This is a genomic window from Actinoplanes sp. CA-131856 (assembly GCF_050956135.1).
In the GTDB taxonomy this organism is placed as follows: Bacteria; Actinomycetota; Actinomycetes; order Mycobacteriales; family Micromonosporaceae; genus Actinoplanes.
On sequence record NZ_CP191849.1, the window covers coordinates 425,922 to 442,356 of the forward strand.

Sequence of the window (16,435 nt, forward strand, 5' to 3'; positions counted from 1 at the left end):
CTCTCAGTACGCGCTGGAGAGATCCGACGTGGCATTGCTCGCGTCGTATTGACGGTCCTGAATGATGATGTCCTGGCCGACCGGCTCACCGGACAGGAATTTGGTGGCGGTTTCGAAGGCCAGCGGGCCGAACCGCGGGTTCGACTCGATGACGGCCGACGCCCAGCCGTCCACGATGGCCTGAACCGCGCCCTTGGTGCCGTCGATCGAGACGACCTTGACGTCGCCCGCCTTCTTGCCGGCGCCCTTGAGGGCGGTGATGGCACCGAGGGCCATCTCGTCGTTCTCGCCGTAGATCCCGTTGATGTCCGGATTGGACTGGAGTAGTTGCTCGGTGACTTTCTGCCCGTCCTCGCGGGCGAAGTTGCCCGTCTGTTCAAAGACGATCTGGATGTCCGGCGCGATCTTCGCGATCTCGTCCTTGAAGCCGCTCGTGCGCAGCGTGGTCACGTTGTTGCCGGGCGCGCCGAGCAGGATCGCGACCTTGCCCTTGTTCCCGAGCGCCTTCGCCATCTCGGTGGCGGCGCGTTTTCCCTGCTCAGCGAAGTCGGACCCGATGAAGGACAGATAGTCCTGGCACGGCGTCGCGTTGATCTTCCGGTCGATCGTGATGATCGGGATGTGCTTGGCCGACGCCTTGGCGAAGACCGAATCCCATCCGTCGGAGTTCAGCGGGGCGATGACGAGCAGCTGGACGCCCGAGTCGATCATTTGCTCGACGTCGCTGATCTGCTTGTTGAACTGCGAATTCGCATTGGTGGTGGTCAAATTGACGACCCCCTGTTTCGCCGCCTCGTCCTCGATCGAGTCGGTCTCGGCGATGCGGAACGGGTTGGCCTCCTTCTCCGACTGGGAGAAGCCGACCTTGGCCGTCTTCAGGTCCACCTTGGACCCGCCGTACTGGTCGATCGTGCAGGTCGCGGCGTCGGCGGCGGCCGACTGGGCAACCTGGGCACTGCCGCCGGCGGCGGCGGGAGCGGGCTCGTTGTCCTCGGATTTGGCACAGGCGCTGATCAGGAGAAGGGCCGCGCCGAGAATGGCGGCAGCCGGGCGCACATGGGGCATGGGGATGGCTCCTTGCGGTGAATGTGACATCGGGGAGTAACCGCTTGGAAACACATTCCTGCACTAACGAACTTTTCTTGTCAAGGGCAACGGTCGCAAACGCTCAGGAACGCACGTGGAGCGTCGGAAAGCGCTTTCCCGCATCGGCCGCAATGATCAGAATGCGACAGCGTCAGACCGCTGGCGTTGATCGGCTGGGGCTGGGGCTGGGGCTGGGGCTGGGGCTGGGGCTGGGGCTGGCGGCGGGCACTTCGGGCGGCATGCACTTGGGCGGCGTGCGTTGGGTGCGGGGGCCTGGAGGCGGTGGGCGTTGGGGCGGCGTGCGTTGGGTGCGGGCGCCTGGAGGCGGCGGGCGTTGGGGCGGCGGGCACTTGGGCGGCGGGCGGTGGGGTGGCGCGGTTTCGGGCGGGTGTGGTGAGGCGGCGGGCGGTAGGGCGGCTCGGTTTCGGGCGGCGTGTGGCGAGCTAGCGCGGGGCTGAGTGACGCGGTTTCGGGCGGCGCGCGGTGAGGGGGCGTGCGGTGAGGGGGCGTGCGGTGAGGGGGTGTGTGGTGAGGCGGCGTGTGGTGAGGCGGCGTGTGGTGAGGCAGCGTGCGGTGAGGCAGCGTGCGGTGAGGTGGCGTGCGGCTGGGTGGGGGCGATCAGGTGGTGCGGGCGACGTCCCAGCGGGCCGACATCGAGGCGTACAGAGGGCGGGCCTCGTCGGGGCGGCCGCCCTCCTCGAGTGCCTGTGCGAGCTCGAAGACCCGGCCCACCTTGCGGTAGTGCTCGGCCGCGGTCAGCGCGGGGGCCGGATCGCCGGTGAGCAGGGACTGGCAGCGCAGGTCGGCCGCGTAGGCCCGGGCCGGGCGCACCTCGCGGTCGGCCTCGTCGGCACAGATGGCGGCCGCGCGCTCGGCGATGTCGGCCCGGCCCTGGGTGAGGGCCAGCCGCACCACGCCGGGCAGCCACTGGTGGCGCAGCATGATCGGCGCGTAGGCCGGTTGCAGCAACGGCTGGAGCAACTCCAGGGCCTCGTCGGCCCGGCCCCGCTGTTCGGCCCCCAGCGCCCGCGCCACCAGGAGGAAGTCGCAGTTCTCGCGCTCGGCCTCGCTGGCCGGCACGGCGTCGGCCGCGCCCAGGTGGGCGGCGGCCAGGTCCTGCGCGTCGCGGTGCAGCGCGATCAGCGCCGCCACCCCGTGCAGCAGCATCGTGATCGCGCCCGGCTCGCGCTGGCCGTGGAAGGTGATGTCGCCGCTGGCCTCGCCCACCTCGGCCAGCGCCTCGTCCCAGCGCCCGAGCCAATAGTCCTGCACGGCCGTCGTCACCCGCAGCCCGGCCGGCAGCGGTTGCTCGGCTCGGCGCAGCGTCTCCTGCGCCTCCTCCAGCCGGTCCAGGTTCTGCAGGGAGAACAGGCGGTTGTCGAGCAGGTCGTACGACAGTGAGGTCTCGCCGCGCACCACGGCCAGCGCCCGATCGGCGTGCTCCAGCGCCCGCTCGTGGTCGCGCCGGATCGAGCTGGTCAGCCAGATCGTCTGCAGAGCGAAGGCCGTCTCGTACGGCTGACCGGCCGCCACCGCCTCGTCATGCACCCGGCGCGCCCGCTCCTCGGCCCGGTCGAGATCGTCCAGGTCGCCGCGGCGGAAGTTGGCCAGCAGCACCCGGTGCCGCGAACGCCAGATCGACGGCACCCGTTGATCGTCGACCGCGTCGCGCAGCATCGCGACCGCCTCGGCCTCCTCGCCCCGGCGGTGCCGCATGGTGGCCAGCAGCTGGCGCATCTCGGCCCGGTCGCCCGGATCGGCGGCGAGGCTCAGCGCCTCCTCGGCCTCGGTCATCGGGAAGCGCTCGCGCCGGAACTCCAGCCGCACCAGGGCCACCAGCAGCACCCCGCGCTGCCCGGCCGAGGGCAGATCGGTGGCCAGCGTGCGCCGGATCAGGTCGCCCGCGATCTGCGGCGCCCGGCGGACGACCTCGGCGTGATGCTCGACCAGCCAGGACAGCACCCAGGTGTCGACCGCCGGGGCCGAGGCGTTCAGCTGCTCGGCGACCCGGGTCAGCGGGCTGCCCCCGGCCGCCAGCACCTCGGCCGCGTGCCGGTGCAGGCCCGCCCGCAACGCCGGCGGGACGCTGGCGACCAGCGCCTGGCGCAGGAACGGGTGACGGAACGCCAGGTCGGTGCCGCTGTCCACCAGCACGCTGGCCGACAGCGCCTCCTCCAGCGCGCCGACCAGGTCGAGGGCGGAGCGGCCGGTGACCGCCACGACCTCGCTGACCGAGAACTCCGAGCCCAGCAGCGCGGCCAGCCGCAGCACCTCGCGGGTCTCGCCGGAGAGCACGTCGAGGGCCGCGTGCACCGCGTCGAGCAGGGTCTGCGGCGGGTCGACGGTCACGTCCGGCCCGATGTCGGCCCGGCCGGCCGAGATCTCGACCGCGTCCCGCTGGCGCAGCGCCTCGACCAGCTCGCGGGCGAACAGCGGGTTGCCGCCGGAGCGGGCGGCCAGCGCCCGCAGGTTGGGGCCGGGCGGGGCGCCGATCAGCGCGCCGACCAGGCGGTCGAGCTCGGCCGGGGCGAGCGGGCCCAGATCGAGCGGCATCCGCTGCCGGGCCCGGACCCGGTTGCGCAGCGCGGCCTGGTGCGCGTCGGGGCGGGCGGCCGCGACCAGCAGCAGCGGAGTGCGGGGGACCAGGGCCAGCAGCCGTTCCCAGACCCGCACGGTCGCGCTGTCGGCCCACTGCATGTCATCGACCACCAGGATCAGCGGCGCCGTGCCGCAGGCGGAACGGACGGCGGCGACGATCTGGTCGTCCGCCGGCTCCGGCCCGTCGGAGTCCCGGGGCTGGCCCAGGGCCCGGAACAGCACCTGCAACGGCACCTGCGAGCCCAGCTGGTCGGCCGCGCCCCAGGCCACCCGGCATCCGGAGCGGGCGGCGTCGGCGAAGGCGTGGGTCAGCAGCTCGGTCTTGCCGATGCCGGGTTCGCCGGAGATCCACACGGCGCCGCCGACACCGGCCGCCACCGACCGGACCAGACTTCGAAGGTGATCGATTTCGGCCACCCGGCCCACCCAGGAGCGCCCGGCCAGCCCGTCCCGCAGCGCCTTGGCGATCGGGGTCGGCACGACGGTGCGGGTAGTCCGCTCCTCCGCCCCGCCGAGCACCTGGCGCTGGACCGACCGCAGCCCCGGTCCGGGCTCGATGCCCAGCTCGGCCACGAGCGTCCGCCGGGCCGTGCGGAACACCTCCAGTGACTCGCCGTGCCGCCCGGCCTGATGCAGCGCCCGCATCAGCAACTCGTGCAGCGGCTCGTGCAGCGGATGGTCGTGCACGAGCGCGGTCAGCTCGGCGATCAGCCCGTCGTCGCCGCCCGCCTCCAGCCGCAGCCGGGCCCGCTGCTCGGCCGCGGTCAGCCGCAGCTCGGCCAGGCGCTGACGGTCGAGCTCGAGGAAGGGGCCGGCCAGGGTGGCGTACGCGTCGCCGCGCCACAGGGCCATGGCCTCGTCGAGCCGGGCCACCGCGGTGGCCGCGTCACCCGCCGCCAGCGCGGCGCTCGCCTGCGCACGCAGGCTCTGGAACCGGGCCGAGTCGAGCTGGTGCGGGTCGAGACGCAGCAGATAGCCGCCGGCGCCGGTGCCGAGCATCGACGGCTCGAGCATGCGGCGCAGCCCCGAGACGTACGTGTAGACACTGCCGACCGCCGTCGCCGGCGGTGAGTCGCCCCAGATGGCGGTGATCAGCTCGTCGCGGCCGACCGTGCGGCCGGCGTGCGCCGCCAGCACCGCGAAGACGGCCCGCTGACGGGCCGGGCCCAGGTCGATCTCGTCCGCGCCGACCCACGCGCGCACCGGCCCGAGCACACTGACGCGCAAGACGTTCGCCACGTGTCCTCCCAGGTCGGTGAGTGTCAACATCAGGGGAGACGGGCCGGGTGTCAATGGATAACACAAACGGCACGGACGGGCACTGATCGGGGTCAGTGCTTCCCACCCCGTACGAGCCTCTGTTGAACTGTTTCATCGGCCTTCCCCGCCTGATGAAGGATCCGTGAAGGTTCCCTGAAGGCACTTCTCACAGACTGGCTCCACCGCCAGGCGAGGGGAGCAGCCGTGGAACAGATCCGGGTCGCCGTGCAGGCGACGGACCCGCTCAGTCATGCCGGACTCGCCGCGTTGCTCCAGTTCCGGGGCGACCTGACCGTGCTGCGCAACGCCCAGCGGGCCGAGGCCGACGTGCTCGTGGTGGCCGCCGAGCGGCTCAGCACCGAGGTGGTGGCCAGCCTGCGCCGGGCCACCGGCGAGACGAGCGCGCCGGTCGTCCTCGTGGTGCAGGACATCGACGAGGGTGACCTGCTGACCGCCGTCGAGTGCCGGGTCATGGCGATCCTGCCGCGCGGCGCGGTGAACCCCGACCGGCTGGCCCACAGCGTGCGGGCCGCCGCCACCGGCGGCGGGGTGATGCCGCCCAACCTGATCGGCGAGCTGCTCAAGCACGTCGAGCGGATGCAGCGCGACGTGCTCGCCCCCAACGGGCTGAACGCCTCGGGGCTGAGCCCGCGCGAGGTCGACGTGCTGCGGCTGATGGCCGACGGGTTCGACACCAACGAGATCGCCGGCAAGCTCTGCTACTCGGAGCGCACCGTCAAGAACGTCATCTACGGCGTCACCCACCGCCTCAAGCTGCGCAACCGCTCGCACGCCGTCGCATATGCCTTGCGGGCCGGAATGATCTAGATAGATTCGGCGGCATGGATTCACCCCCGAAGCTCCGAAGGGGCGACCGCGTCGCCGTCGTCTCCCCGTCGTGGGCCGGTCCGAGCGTCTTCCCCGCCGTGCACGAGCAGTCCCTGCGCCGCATCCGCGAGCACCTCGGGCTCGAGCCGGTCGAGTTCCCCTTCACCCGCGTGCAGGGGACGCCGGCCGAGCGGGCGGCCGACCTGATGGCCGCCTACGCCGACCCGTCGATCCGCGCCGTCTTCGCGACCATCGGCGGCAGCGACCAGATCACCGTACTGCCGCATCTCGACCCGGCCCCGTTCCGGGCCGACCCGAAGCCGTACTTCGGCTACTCCGACAACACCAACATGCTGAACTGGCTGTGGACGCACGGCGTCGCGAGCTATCACGGTGGCTCGACGATGGTGCACCTGTCACGCGGGCCGTCCGTCGACGCCGAGCACCTGGCCTCGCTGCGGGCCGCGCTCTTCGAGACCACCGACCTGCCGATCACGCCGGTGCCGGGGTTCCGCGACGAGGAGCTGAACTGGGCCGACCCGCGGGCGCTGACCGACGCGGCGCCGGTCGAGCCCAACCCGGGCTGGGTCTGGCACAACGCCGACCGGGTGGTGACCGCGCCGACCTGGGGCGGCAGCATGGAGATCGTCCACTGGAACCTGGCCGCAAACCGCTGGATCAGGCCCAACGCCGACTACGCCGGCTCGATCCTGTTGCTGGAGACGTCCGAGGAGATGCCGGAGGCGGAGACCGTCTTCCGCATGATGCGCGACGCGGGGGAGCGGGGTCTGCTCGAACGGTTCCCGGTCGTGCTCGTGGCCGCCGCGAAGGCCAGCCATTTCGGCTCCCGTCCCGATCGGGCCGACCGGGACGCCTACCGTGATGAGCAGCGTACGGCCGTGCTGCGCGCCCTTCAGACGTACAACCCCTCGGCCATGGCCGTCTTCGGCGTCGAGTTCGGGCACACCGGGCCCCAGTGGATCCTGCCGTACGGGGGCCGCCTGACCGTCGACGGCCCGCAGCGACGGATCACCGCTCACTTCTGACCGGTTCCGTGCGGCTCGGGTGCACCGGCGGGGCGCCCGGGTCGCAGAACGACTTGACCGGCGTGTGCGACGGCAGCCGGCTCGGAATCAGGAACCAGGCCACCACGCCGCCCGCCACCATCAGGGCCGCGCAGATCATCATGGTGTTGCGATAGACCGGTGACAGCTGGGCCGAGTCGGTCAGGTTGCCGCTGCCCAGACCGGCCGCGAGCGGGAGCACCGCCACCGCCAGCAGACCGGCGGCCCGGGCCACCGCGTTGTTCACCCCAGAGGCGATTCCGGCGTACGCGTCGTCGAGCGCACCGAGAGCCGTGGACGTCAACGGCGCCACGAGCAACGTCAGGCCCAGCCCGAAGATGATCACCGAGGGCAGGACGCCGGTCCAGTAGTTCGCGCCGGCGCCGATCCGCGACATCATCACCAGGGCCAGCGCGCAGATCAGCGGGCCCACCGTCATCGGGATGCGCGGGCCGATCCGCTGGCCGAGCGCCCCCGAGCGGGCCGAGAAGAGCAGCATCAGCACGGTCGAGGGCAGCAGCGCCGTGCCGGCCAGCAGCGGCGAGAAGCCGGCCACGACCTGGAGGTTGATGACGAACAGGAAGAAGACGCCGCCGTTGGCCCCGTAGACCAGGAAGGTGACCAGGTTGGCCCCGCTGAACGCTTTGCTCTTGAAGATCGACACCGGCATCATCGGCTGCCGCGCCCGCCGCTCGGCCAGCACGAAGGCGACCAGGCCGAGCACGCCCACGGCGAGCGTGCCGAGCACCACCGGATCGCCGGCGCCGCGCATGGGCCAGGCCGTGAAGCCGTACGTCAGACCGGCCAGACCGATCGCCCCGGTGAGCACACCGACGTAGTCGATGTGGCCGCTCGCGTCCGGGTTGCGGGACTCGGGCACGTGCCGCGCGGCGACCAGCAGGACGATCGCGGCCAGCGGCACGTTGATGAGGAAGATGTAGCGCCAGTCGCCGATGCCGACGAGCCAGCCGCCGAGGAACGGCCCCAGCGCGCCGCCGATGCCGGCCAGGCCCGACCAGGCGCCGATCGCCTTGGACCGGTCCTCCCGGTCGAACGACGCCTCCAGGATCGCGAGCGAGCCCGGCGTGAGCAGCGCCCCGCCGATGCCCTGGAGGATGCGGGCGACGATCAGCCACCCGACGTTCGGCGCGAGGCCGCAGAGCAGCGACGCGACGGCGAACCAGGTGACACCCAGCATGAAGATCCGCTTGCGCCCGAACCGGTCGCCGAGCGACCCGCCGAGCAGGATCAGGGCGGCCAGGCTGAGCGCGTAGCCGTTGATCGTCCATTGCAGACCGGCCGCGTCCGCGCCCAGATCACGCCCGATCTCGGGCAACGCGATGTTGACGACGGTCGAGTCGATGAAGGCCAGGCTGGAGCCGAGCACCGTGGCCAGCAGTACCCAACGCCCGGCCGGCGTGCTGAAACGCACCATCGTGGCATCCATGCGCCCGACACTATCTCCGGCCGGACGGCACCGGGATCAGTCAGTTGACTGCCTGTCGCTCCGTCCCCGACCAGCTCTTGCGGGCCGAGTGCCGCGCCGCCGCGGCCACCGCGGCCGGCGGGCGGCTCACGCCGGGCCGGTGCCGCAACAATCCGTCGAGCCGCGCGCAGAGCTCCTCCCGATGAAACGGCTTGGGCATGTAGTCGTCGGCCCCCGCGTTTATGGCGTGCAGGATCCGCTGGTCGTTCACGTCGGCGCTGACCACCATGATCGGCAGGAACGCCGTGGCCGGTTCACGCCGGAGCCGCTCGCACAGCTCGATGCCGCTCTCCCCGGGCATCCGCACGTCGAGCAGGGCGGCATCGACACCCCCACCGCGCAGCACGGACATGGCCGACTCGGCGTCCGGGGCCCGGATCACGGTGTGGCCGGCCCGCTCCAGCGCCAGGCTCATGAGCTCGAGGTGGTCGGCGTCGTCGTCGGCAATCAGCACGGTGGGCACGCGGACCTCCAGGAGCCGCAGGAACAGCGATCACAGAGAAGTTCGGACGGCCCGCCGAATCGCTGAGGTCGCCGAGCGAATGTGCACGTACGTGCACATCTTTTAGAATGTGCGCGTACGTGCACAGCGGGAGGCTCGATGAGGCTGAACAATCCGGATGACCTGGGGCGGTACGTGCGCAGCAGCCGTAAGTCGGCCGGCCTCAACCAGATGGCGCTGGCCGAGCGCGCCGGCGTCAGCCGGCGGTGGCTCTCCGACCTCGAGGCGGGTAAGCCGACCGTCGAGGTCGGGCTGGTCTTCAGGGTGATCGCGGCCCTGGGCCTGTTCCTCGACGCGCGCCCTCAGCCCGAGCCTGATATCGATCCCGACGTCTACCTCGCCTCCTTCGGCGGGACCTCGACGACCCATTGGTCCTAGGGTGGGGAGATGCGTGCTGCTGTGTTCCACGAGCCTGGTCCGGCGTCCGTTCTGCAGATCGAGGAGCGGGATCTGCCGCCCGCGGGGCCGGGGGAGGTGCGGGTGCGGATCGTGCTGTCGGCGGTCAATCCGACCGACACCGGGACCCGGGCCGGCAAGGGTGTGCCGGACGGCGTGTCGCCGCCGCGGGTGCCCAACCAGGACGGGGCCGGTGTGGTCGACGCCGTCGGGGACGGGGTGACCGGGCTCGAGCCGGGTGACCGGGTCTGGGTGTGGGACAGCGGCTACGGGCGGGAGAACGGCACCGCACAGGAATACGTGGTCCTGCCGCGGCGGCAGGTCGTGCGGATGAACGACGACGTTCCCTTCGAGGTGGGTGCCGCTCTCGGCATTCCGGCGCTGACCGCGCACCGCTGCCTCACTCTCGCCAGCGACGGGCCGCAGCGGCTCGCGCCGGGCGCCCTCGACGGGCGGACCGTGCTGGTCGCTGGTGGGGCCGGCGCGGTCGGCAACGCGGCCATCCAGCTTGCCAAGTGGGCCGGGGCGCGGGTGCTGACCACCGTCTCGTCCAAGGAGAAGGCCGACCTCGCCGTGGCCGCCGGGGCCGACGCCGTCGTCAACTACCGCGAGGAGGCCGTGGTCGCCCGGGTGGCCGAGCTGGCCGAGGGCGGCGCGAACATCATCGTCGAGGTCAGCACCGACAACCTGCCGATCGACCTCGACGTCGTGGCGCCGGGCGGCAACATCGCCATCTATGTCGGCGGCAAGGTGACCATCCCGAGCTTCAAGGCGATGCTCAAGAACGTCAGCCTCGACTTCGTGCTCACCTACACGACCAGCGCCGAGGAGAAGGACAACGCCGTCGCCGCGGTGGCCGAGGCCGTCAACGCCGGCGCCTTCCGGGTCGGCGAACAGGCCGGGCTGCCGATTCTGCGCTACCCGTTCGAGCAGGCCGGCGCCGCGCACGAGGCCGTCGAGGGCAACGCCGTCGGCAAGGTCGTCATCGAGGTGACTCGGCCCTAACCAGCGGCCCTAACCAGCGGCCCTAACCAGCGGCCCTAACCAGCGGCCTTGGCCAGCAGCGCGTCGGCCACCCGGCTGACGCCCTGGCCGTCGACCGCGGCCCAGGCCTTCCGCGCCAGATCGGTGCGGAGGGCCGGGTCGGTCAGCAGCGTCCGCAGGGTGGTCACCGCGTCGGGGCCGAAGTGGCCGAGCTGCCCGATGCCGGCCGCGAAACCGCGGGCGAGCGTGCGGTCGTACCCCAGGATCTGATTGTCGACCACCCAGACCAGCGCGGCCGGCAGACCGAGGCAGAGCAGCTCCCAGGTCGACGTTCCGCTGGCGCTGACCGCCAGGTCGGCCCCGGCCAGCAGCTTCGGCAGGTCGTCGGTGGGCGGGATGATCTCGAAACGCTGCCCCTCGGCCGGCGTCACCGTGTGCAGTTCCTGCCGCAGCTCCTCGTTGGCCCCGATGATCGTGGCGTCGAGGGGCGCTTCCGTCAGGGCCAGCAGGCGGGCGATGGCGGGGGCGGCGCGATAGGCGTCGGTGCCGCCGAAAAAGGCCACTACCTTGGGCGTACGCCCGGAGGTGTGCACCGGCGGCGACAGCGGCCGCAACTGCCGCACCGAGCCCCGCAGCAGCGCGTAGTCGAGCCCGGCCAGGCCGACCGCGTCCTCGACCTCGATGACCGCGTCCAGGTTCTGGTCGACGTAGATGTCGGCCGACTGCCCGCGGAAGTCGCCGTCGACGATGGCCAGCACCGGCAGCCCGGTCCGGCGGACCGCCACCGTGTGCTGCGGCGGCAGCGTGTACGAGTCGACGACCAGCGCGTCGAGCTGGAGCCGCTCGGCCGCCGCGACCAGGCCGACCTCGTCGAACGGGGCCGGGTGCCAGGGCAGCCCGCGCTGGGTGAGCTGGGCCTCGGCCCACTCCACGCCGCCCAGGTCGCTCAGGAACCGGACGGACACTCCGCGCGACACCAGCTCCTCGGCCAGGGCCACGCAGCGGACCAGATGCCCGACGCCGGTGCGGGCACCGGCGTCGCAGCGAATTCCGACGATCGTCACCGTTACGCCTGTACCAGAGCCTTCTGAAGGACGTGCGCGTTCAGCTCGGTGAGGTCGGGCCGCCCGGCCAGCCAGTCGGTGAGCTTGCGGACCGAGATGGGCTCGTCGCCGAAGTGCTGGACGATCGCCTCGATCAGCTTCCAGTCGTCCTCGGTGTCGAGGGTGAGCCGCAGGTGCGACAGGTCGGGCTGGAGGGTCAGCCCGATCACGTCGAACTCCTCCGAGTGGGTGTAGATGTACGACGTCACGTGCGTGCGGTGGTGCTCGGTGGCGAGCGCGTCGATCTCGCGCAGGACCGGCGTGCGGACCACCTCGACGTCCAGCCCGCGCGGCAGCGTCTTGACGATCGACGTGGTCATGTAGTCGGCCTCGGCGGCCATGAACACCCGGTAGGCGCGGGCGATCAGCTCGGGGTCGAGCAGCGGCGAGTCGGCCGTGAAGCGGAGCACGACGTCGCTCTCGTGCTCGTCCAGCACGCCCAGGAAGCGGTCGAGGACGTCGTCGACCGACCCGCGGTAGCAGGGCACGCCGAGGGCGGCGCACTCGGCCGCGACGGCGTCGTCGTCGGGCTCGGTGGTGGTGGCCACGACGATGGTGTCGAGGACACCGCTCTGCGCGGCGGCCCGGACCACCCGTTCGAGCACACTGCGGCGGCCCAGCTTGCGTAGCACCTTGCCGGGCAACCGGGAGGAGCCCATCCGGGCCTGGATGATGCCGAGGGTTGTCATGAAAGTCCTTTTCGAAGGCGATTGCGGGCCTTGCGGGCTACCCCGACTCCGAGTTTTGCAACACGGAAGCTCACGGAGCCGCTGAAGGCGGCGATCTGCATGCGGGCCTTGCGAAGTTCGGAGTCCCGGCGGTTGAGCTCACGCTCGAACCACTGGGCGCGGGAGGCGGCGTCGGCCAGTTGCCGGCGCAGCGCCCGGATCTGTTCCTCGTGCTCCCGGCGCGAGTCCGGCAGCGGGGGTTCCTCGCCGGGCTCCTCGTCGTCGCCGGGGAGACCGGCGGCGGCGTACAGGATCGAGGTGAGGGTCGGAAGATCGATGGCGGCCGGCCACGGGTGCGCGTAGCCACCGCCGAGCAGCGTCTGCGCGAACCGGCGGATCACGTCGGTCTGTGGCGGGACGCTGGGATCGAGCACTGTGTAGTTGTTCTCGTGGACCACCACGTTGTCGGCGGCGGCGCCGGGGTGCGCGGAGGTCCAGCCGGTGAGCAACCGCCGCACGATCGGAAGATCGTGCCGCAGGCAGGCGGCCAAGAGCAACTCCTCGAGCAGGCGACCTTCCGGCAGCGGCCCGTTCAGCGCGGAGAGGTCCTGACCAGCGACTTCACGGAGTACGCGTCGTGTCCACCCGCCGTTACCGTGCGCCAGCTCGACCACCGGGCCGTCGCCGATCAGCACCGGCGGCAGGGCCAGGGCGGCCGCCGGGCGGGGCGCTCGGTGGGCGGCCACGAGCCAGGCCGAGGCGAGCTCGGGACCGAGGCCGCCGCGCACGGCGGCCGCGGCCAGCCGGCGGGGATCGCTCAGGACCGGGGTTCCGGCGTACGCCCGGGCGGCGGCGCTCGCGGTGACGGCGGCCAGCGCGTCGGCCGGTCCGTCCTGGAGCGCGTTCGGCGTGGCGATGAACGTCGGCGCGGCCGGGGACGGCCAGGCCGCGCCCAGCCAGTCGACGGCCAGGCCCTCGGCCGCGAGCCGGCTCGCCAGGCGGCCCGGGTTGCCGGGCTTGGTGTCGAACTCGCCCAGCGGCCGCCAGGCGCTGTCGGCCTGCGACGCGGTGGCCGAGGTGGGGTCGACCAGCTTGTGCAGGCCGAGCTCGTTCTCGACGGCCAGCAGCAGGGTGCCGCCGGGGCGCAGCAGGCGCTTGAGCGCCCGCAGGCTCTCCACCCAGTCGAGCTGGGGTCCCTCGACCGAGCACAGGCGGTCGAGGCCGTCGAGGGCGACCACGACGTCGTAGCGCTCCTCGTCGAGGACCTTGGCCAGGCTGCCGCAGAGCACCCGCACCCCGCCGGCCTCCCGCTCGATCGCGTCCGGCTGGGAGCGGAGCAGGCAGGTCACGGTGGCGCGAGCGGCGAGCGCGCCGATCAGCGCGTCGTCGTGGGGCCCGGCGACCAGCACCTCGGCGCCGTCGGGCAGCAGGCCGGCCAGATATCCGTAGAGGGCGCCCCCGGCGGGCGGCCGGTCCTCGGTGAAGGAGGGCATCTCGCCCCCGATCATCTCCATCACGCGGGCACCCTAGCCTTCGCGCTCCACCCGAGGAGCACGCGCAGCTCGGCCGGCGAGGCGAGGTAGCCGTCGCCGAGCTCGCTGAGCGCCGACGGCCGGGCGACGGTCATGTCGAGGTGCTTGCCGTGCAGCTCGGGCCACTCGCGGCGGATCCGCTCGGCCATCGGCAGGTCTTCCCGGTCGAGGTGCATGGGGTCGCCGTAGACGGCCGGCTCGCAGCCGGCGGCCACGCCGTGGAAGATCGCGCTGCTCAGCCTGTTCGAGGCCACGCGTTTGTGCCGGCGCAGCTCGGCCAGCTGCTTGTCGAGGAAGAAGCGGTCGGTGTCGAGCCACTGCTTGCCGCGGTAACCGTGGCAGACCACGCGGCCGTACTGCTCGTACGACTCCCGGACCTGGTCGTTCTGGAACTCGTTCCAGTAGAGGCAGAAGGTGACCGGGCCGTCCTCGGTCTCCAGGATCTCCTCGACCTGACGCCGGTGGTCGCCGACGACCTGCTGATTTTCCCAGCCGTGGAACGGATAGAAGATGGTTCCCTCGCGCGGGGGAGCGTCCGGGTCCTCGGGGCGCATGGTCAGCAGGTACAGGAAAGGAGCGCCGATCACCGTGACATGCCGGCGCCCCATCGACCACGCCCGTCGCCTCGTGCGCTCCGAGTAGACGAGGATGGGCCGGCCCGGCACATAAGGCGTGCCGTAGCCGAGCCCGTCCACCACGTTCCAGCCGTGCTGCACGAAGCCGTTGATCCGGGGTGGATCGTCCGGATCGAGGCCGCAGTATTCCGCGAGGATGTGCGCGTGGCCGTAGAAGTGGTTGGCGTGGTGCACCCGTCTAGCTCCCGAGGATGGTCCGCAGCGCCTCGACGACTCGGTCCTGGTCGGCATCGCTGAGGTCGACGAAGAGCGGCAACGATAGCTCCTCAGCGTAGAAGGCCTCCGCGACGGGGCACATCCCGCGGCGGTAGCCCAGCTCCTCGAAGGCCGGGTGCCAGTAGACCGGGATGTAGTTGACCTGCACACCGATGCCCGCCTCGCGCAGACGGTCGTACACCTCACGGCGACGGCCATCCAAAACCCGAACGGGGTACAGGTGACGCAGCGGGTCGACACCCTCACGCTGGATCGGCAGCCGCAGGCCGGGCACGTCGGCCAGCAGCGCGTCGTAGCGGGCGGTCAGCTCCTGGCGGCGGGCCTTGAACGCGCCGAGCCGCTTGAGCTGCGAGCTGCCGAGCGCGCACAGGATGTCGGGCAGCCGGTAGTTCAGCCCGAGCTCCTGCACCTCGTAGAACCAGCCGCCCTCGTCGGCGTGACGCAGCTTGGCCGGGTCTTTGACCATGCCGACGTTGTGGAACGTGCGGGCACGCTCCAGCAGGTCGGGACGGATCGAGGCGACCGCGCCGCCCTCGGCCGTGGTCAGGTTTTTCGTCGGGAAGAACGAGAACGTGGTCAGGTCGGCCAGCGAGCCGACCGGGCGGCCGTTCAGCGACGACCCGATCGAGTGGGCGGCGTCGCCGATCAGCACCGCGCCCGCGCCCTCCGAGATCTTGCGGAGGGCGTCGTAGTCGGCCGGGTGGCCCGCGTAGTCGACCGCGGCGATGGCCTTGGTCTTCGACGTGACCAGCGACTCGACAGCGGCCGGGTCGATGTTGGCGGTGTCGTCCTCGATGTCGGCGAAGACGACCTTGGCGCCCAGCATCATGGCGGTCGAGGCCGTGGCCACGAACGTCATCGGGGTGGTGACCACCTCGTCGCCCGCGCCCACCCCGGCCGCCGCGTACGCCGTGTGCAGCGCGGTCGTGCCGTTGGTGACCGTGACGGCCGGCGCGCCGGCCGCCGCTTCGATGTCCGCCTCGAACTGGGCGACGCGCGGCCCGGTGGTCAGCCAGTCGCTGCCCAGGGCCGCGACGACCGCCTCGGCGTCCGACTCGTCGATGGATTGCCGCCCGTAGGGCAGCATCAGTTCTCCTCGAGGAGGGCGCGCATGTCCTCGACCGACAGCCAGAGGTCGTTGTTGTCGGAGCGGTAGTTGAACCCGTCCGGCACCTCTTCGCCGCCCTCGGGGGCTTCGTAGCCCCAGCTGGCCACGACCGGCTGGACCACGTAGCGGTCGGGGAAGCGCAGCGTACGGCGGCTGTCGTCGGAGGCGATCATCTCCTCGTGCAGCTTCTCGCCCGGCCGGACACCCATCTCGTGGGTCGGCGAGTTCGGGGCGACGGCCTCGACCAGGTCGAGGATCCGCATGCTCGGGATGCGCGGGACGAACAGCTCGCCACCCTGCATCACGTCGAACGAGTCGACGACGAACTTCACGGCCTGGGGGAGCGTGATCCAGAAGCGGGTCATCCGCTTGTCGGTGATCGGCAGGCTCTTGCCCTCGGCGGCGAGCTTGCGGAACAGCGGGACGACCGAGCCGCGGCTGCCCATAACGTTTCCGTAACGGACGACGGCCAGGCGCGTCGGGTGGGTCGCGGCGTAGTGGTTGCCGGCGATGAAGAGCTTGTCGGCGACCAGCTTGGTGGCGCCGTAGAGGTTGATCGGGCTCGACGCCTTGTCGGTGGAGAGCGCGACGACCTTCTTGACGCCCTTGTCGATCGCGGCGTCGATCACGTTCTGCGAGCCGTTGATGTTCGTCTCGACGAACTCCGAGGGGTTGTACTCGGCCGTGTCGACCTGCTTCAGCGCGGCGGCGTGCACGACGTAGTCGACGCCGTGCATGGCGCGCTCCAGGCGCGACTTGTCGCGGATGTCGCCGAGGAAGAAGCGCAGGCGCGGGTCATCGTTGAACATCTGCCGCAGCTCGTACTGCTTCAGCTCGTCCCGGGAGAACACCACGATGCGCTGCGGGTCAAGGTGGGTCAGGGCGTAGTTGAGGAACGCCTTTCCGAAGGAACCGGTCGCGCCGGTGACCAGGATCGACGATCCGCTCAGAACAGACACTTGATTTTCT

General features: G+C 71.5%; 14 protein-coding genes. 4 read left to right on the forward strand and 10 right to left on the reverse strand.

All coding sequences use genetic code 11. The features are described 5' to 3' along the window. Positions 1-3: 3 nt before the first annotated feature. The gene (locus tag ACQP2X_RS02015; RefSeq protein ID WP_498693968.1) at positions 4-1,065 is read right to left on the reverse strand and encodes an ABC transporter substrate-binding protein; all 1,062 of its coding nucleotides are present in this window, start codon (positions 1,063-1,065) and stop codon (positions 4-6) included. Between the two features lie 639 nt (positions 1,066-1,704). Next, the gene (locus ACQP2X_RS02020) at positions 1,705-4,923 is read right to left on the reverse strand and encodes an ATP-binding protein (protein WP_498693969.1); all 3,219 of its coding nucleotides are present in this window, start codon (positions 4,921-4,923) and stop codon (positions 1,705-1,707) included. Positions 4,924-5,148: 225 nt separating this feature from the next. Between ACQP2X_RS02020 and ACQP2X_RS02025 the strand changes: the two genes are divergently transcribed. Together ACQP2X_RS02025 and ACQP2X_RS02030 are read left to right on the forward strand one after the other, a co-directional pair. Then, a complete protein-coding gene (locus ACQP2X_RS02025) occupies positions 5,149-5,772 on the forward strand; it encodes a response regulator transcription factor (protein ID WP_498693971.1) in 624 nt (207 codons plus the stop codon). A 14-nt stretch (positions 5,773-5,786) separates the two neighbouring features. Further along, the gene (locus tag ACQP2X_RS02030; RefSeq protein WP_498693972.1) at positions 5,787-6,818 is read left to right on the forward strand and encodes a S66 family peptidase; all 1,032 of its coding nucleotides are present in this window, start codon (positions 5,787-5,789) and stop codon (positions 6,816-6,818) included. Here the strand turns inward: ACQP2X_RS02030 and ACQP2X_RS02035 are convergent. Both ACQP2X_RS02035 and ACQP2X_RS02040 read right to left on the reverse strand, forming a co-directional pair. Further along, positions 6,802-8,283, reverse strand: a complete 1,482-nt coding sequence (locus tag ACQP2X_RS02035) for an MFS transporter (RefSeq protein ID WP_498693973.1) — start codon at positions 8,281-8,283, stop codon at positions 6,802-6,804. The two genes, ACQP2X_RS02030 and ACQP2X_RS02035, sit on opposite strands and share 17 nt — an antisense overlap. A gap of 40 nt (positions 8,284-8,323) precedes the next feature. Continuing rightward, positions 8,324-8,785, reverse strand: coding sequence for a response regulator (locus tag ACQP2X_RS02040; RefSeq protein ID WP_498693974.1), 462 nt, complete (start codon positions 8,783-8,785; stop codon positions 8,324-8,326). Positions 8,786-8,923: 138 nt separating this feature from the next. Between ACQP2X_RS02040 and ACQP2X_RS02045 the strand changes: the two genes are divergently transcribed. Next, complete coding sequence (locus tag ACQP2X_RS02045; protein ID WP_498693975.1) at positions 8,924-9,202, forward strand: helix-turn-helix transcriptional regulator; 279 nt, start codon at positions 8,924-8,926, stop codon at positions 9,200-9,202. 9 nt (positions 9,203-9,211) lie between these two features. Beyond that, complete coding sequence (locus ACQP2X_RS02050) at positions 9,212-10,225, forward strand: NADPH:quinone reductase (protein WP_498693976.1); 1,014 nt, start codon at positions 9,212-9,214, stop codon at positions 10,223-10,225. Between the two features lie 35 nt (positions 10,226-10,260). Here the strand turns inward: ACQP2X_RS02050 and ACQP2X_RS02055 are convergent, their stop codons facing one another. From ACQP2X_RS02055 to pseB, 6 genes are read right to left on the reverse strand one after another with little or no spacing between them, the layout of a single operon-like run. Next, the gene (locus ACQP2X_RS02055; RefSeq protein WP_498693977.1) at positions 10,261-11,268 is read right to left on the reverse strand and encodes a PseG/SpsG family protein; all 1,008 of its coding nucleotides are present in this window, start codon (positions 11,266-11,268) and stop codon (positions 10,261-10,263) included. A 2-nt stretch (positions 11,269-11,270) separates the two neighbouring features. Then, entirely contained in the window at positions 11,271-11,996 is a 726-nt protein-coding gene (locus ACQP2X_RS02060; RefSeq protein WP_498693978.1) for a cytidylyltransferase domain-containing protein, read from the reverse strand. Then, positions 11,993-13,489 (reverse strand): class I SAM-dependent methyltransferase, encoded by a 1,497-nt coding sequence (locus ACQP2X_RS02065; RefSeq protein WP_498693979.1) that lies wholly within the window; start codon positions 13,487-13,489, stop codon positions 11,993-11,995. Before ACQP2X_RS02065 ends, ACQP2X_RS02060 begins: the two co-directional genes overlap by 4 nt. Next, positions 13,489-14,316, reverse strand: a complete 828-nt coding sequence (locus ACQP2X_RS02070; protein WP_498693980.1) for a hypothetical protein — start codon at positions 14,314-14,316, stop codon at positions 13,489-13,491. Before ACQP2X_RS02070 ends, ACQP2X_RS02065 begins: the two co-directional genes overlap by 1 nt. Positions 14,317-14,320: 4 nt before the next feature. After that, positions 14,321-15,445 carry a DegT/DnrJ/EryC1/StrS family aminotransferase gene (locus tag ACQP2X_RS02075; protein ID WP_498693981.1) on the reverse strand — a complete coding sequence of 375 codons (1,125 nt, stop codon included), beginning with the start codon at positions 15,443-15,445 and terminating at the stop codon, positions 14,321-14,323. Next, on the reverse strand, positions 15,445-16,425 hold the full coding sequence (pseB, locus tag ACQP2X_RS02080) for a UDP-N-acetylglucosamine 4,6-dehydratase (inverting) (RefSeq protein ID WP_498656593.1): 981 nt from the start codon (positions 16,423-16,425) through the stop codon (positions 15,445-15,447). The genes ACQP2X_RS02075 and pseB overlap by 1 nt, the downstream gene beginning before the upstream one ends. Positions 16,426-16,435: the final 10 nt, after the last annotated feature.

What these genes read in the sequence shown, in the direction of transcription:
- ACQP2X_RS02015 (WP_498693968.1), bottom strand. Translation starts at nt 1,065, where the DNA reads ATGCCCCATGTGCGCCCGGCTGCCGCCATTCTCGGCGCGGCCCTTCTC.
- ACQP2X_RS02030 (WP_498693972.1), top strand. Translation starts at nt 5,787, where the DNA reads ATGGATTCACCCCCGAAGCTCCGAAGGGGCGACCGCGTCGCCGTCGTC.
- ACQP2X_RS02035 (WP_498693973.1), bottom strand. Translation starts at nt 8,283, where the DNA reads ATGGATGCCACGATGGTGCGTTTCAGCACGCCGGCCGGGCGTTGGGTA.
- ACQP2X_RS02045 (WP_498693975.1), top strand. Translation starts at nt 8,924, where the DNA reads ATGAGGCTGAACAATCCGGATGACCTGGGGCGGTACGTGCGCAGCAGC.
- ACQP2X_RS02050 (WP_498693976.1), top strand. Translation starts at nt 9,212, where the DNA reads ATGCGTGCTGCTGTGTTCCACGAGCCTGGTCCGGCGTCCGTTCTGCAG.
- ACQP2X_RS02060 (WP_498693978.1), bottom strand. Translation starts at nt 11,996, where the DNA reads ATGACAACCCTCGGCATCATCCAGGCCCGGATGGGCTCCTCCCGGTTG.
- ACQP2X_RS02065 (WP_498693979.1), bottom strand. Translation starts at nt 13,489, where the DNA reads ATGGAGATGATCGGGGGCGAGATGCCCTCCTTCACCGAGGACCGGCCG.
- ACQP2X_RS02075 (WP_498693981.1), bottom strand. Translation starts at nt 15,445, where the DNA reads ATGCTGCCCTACGGGCGGCAATCCATCGACGAGTCGGACGCCGAGGCG.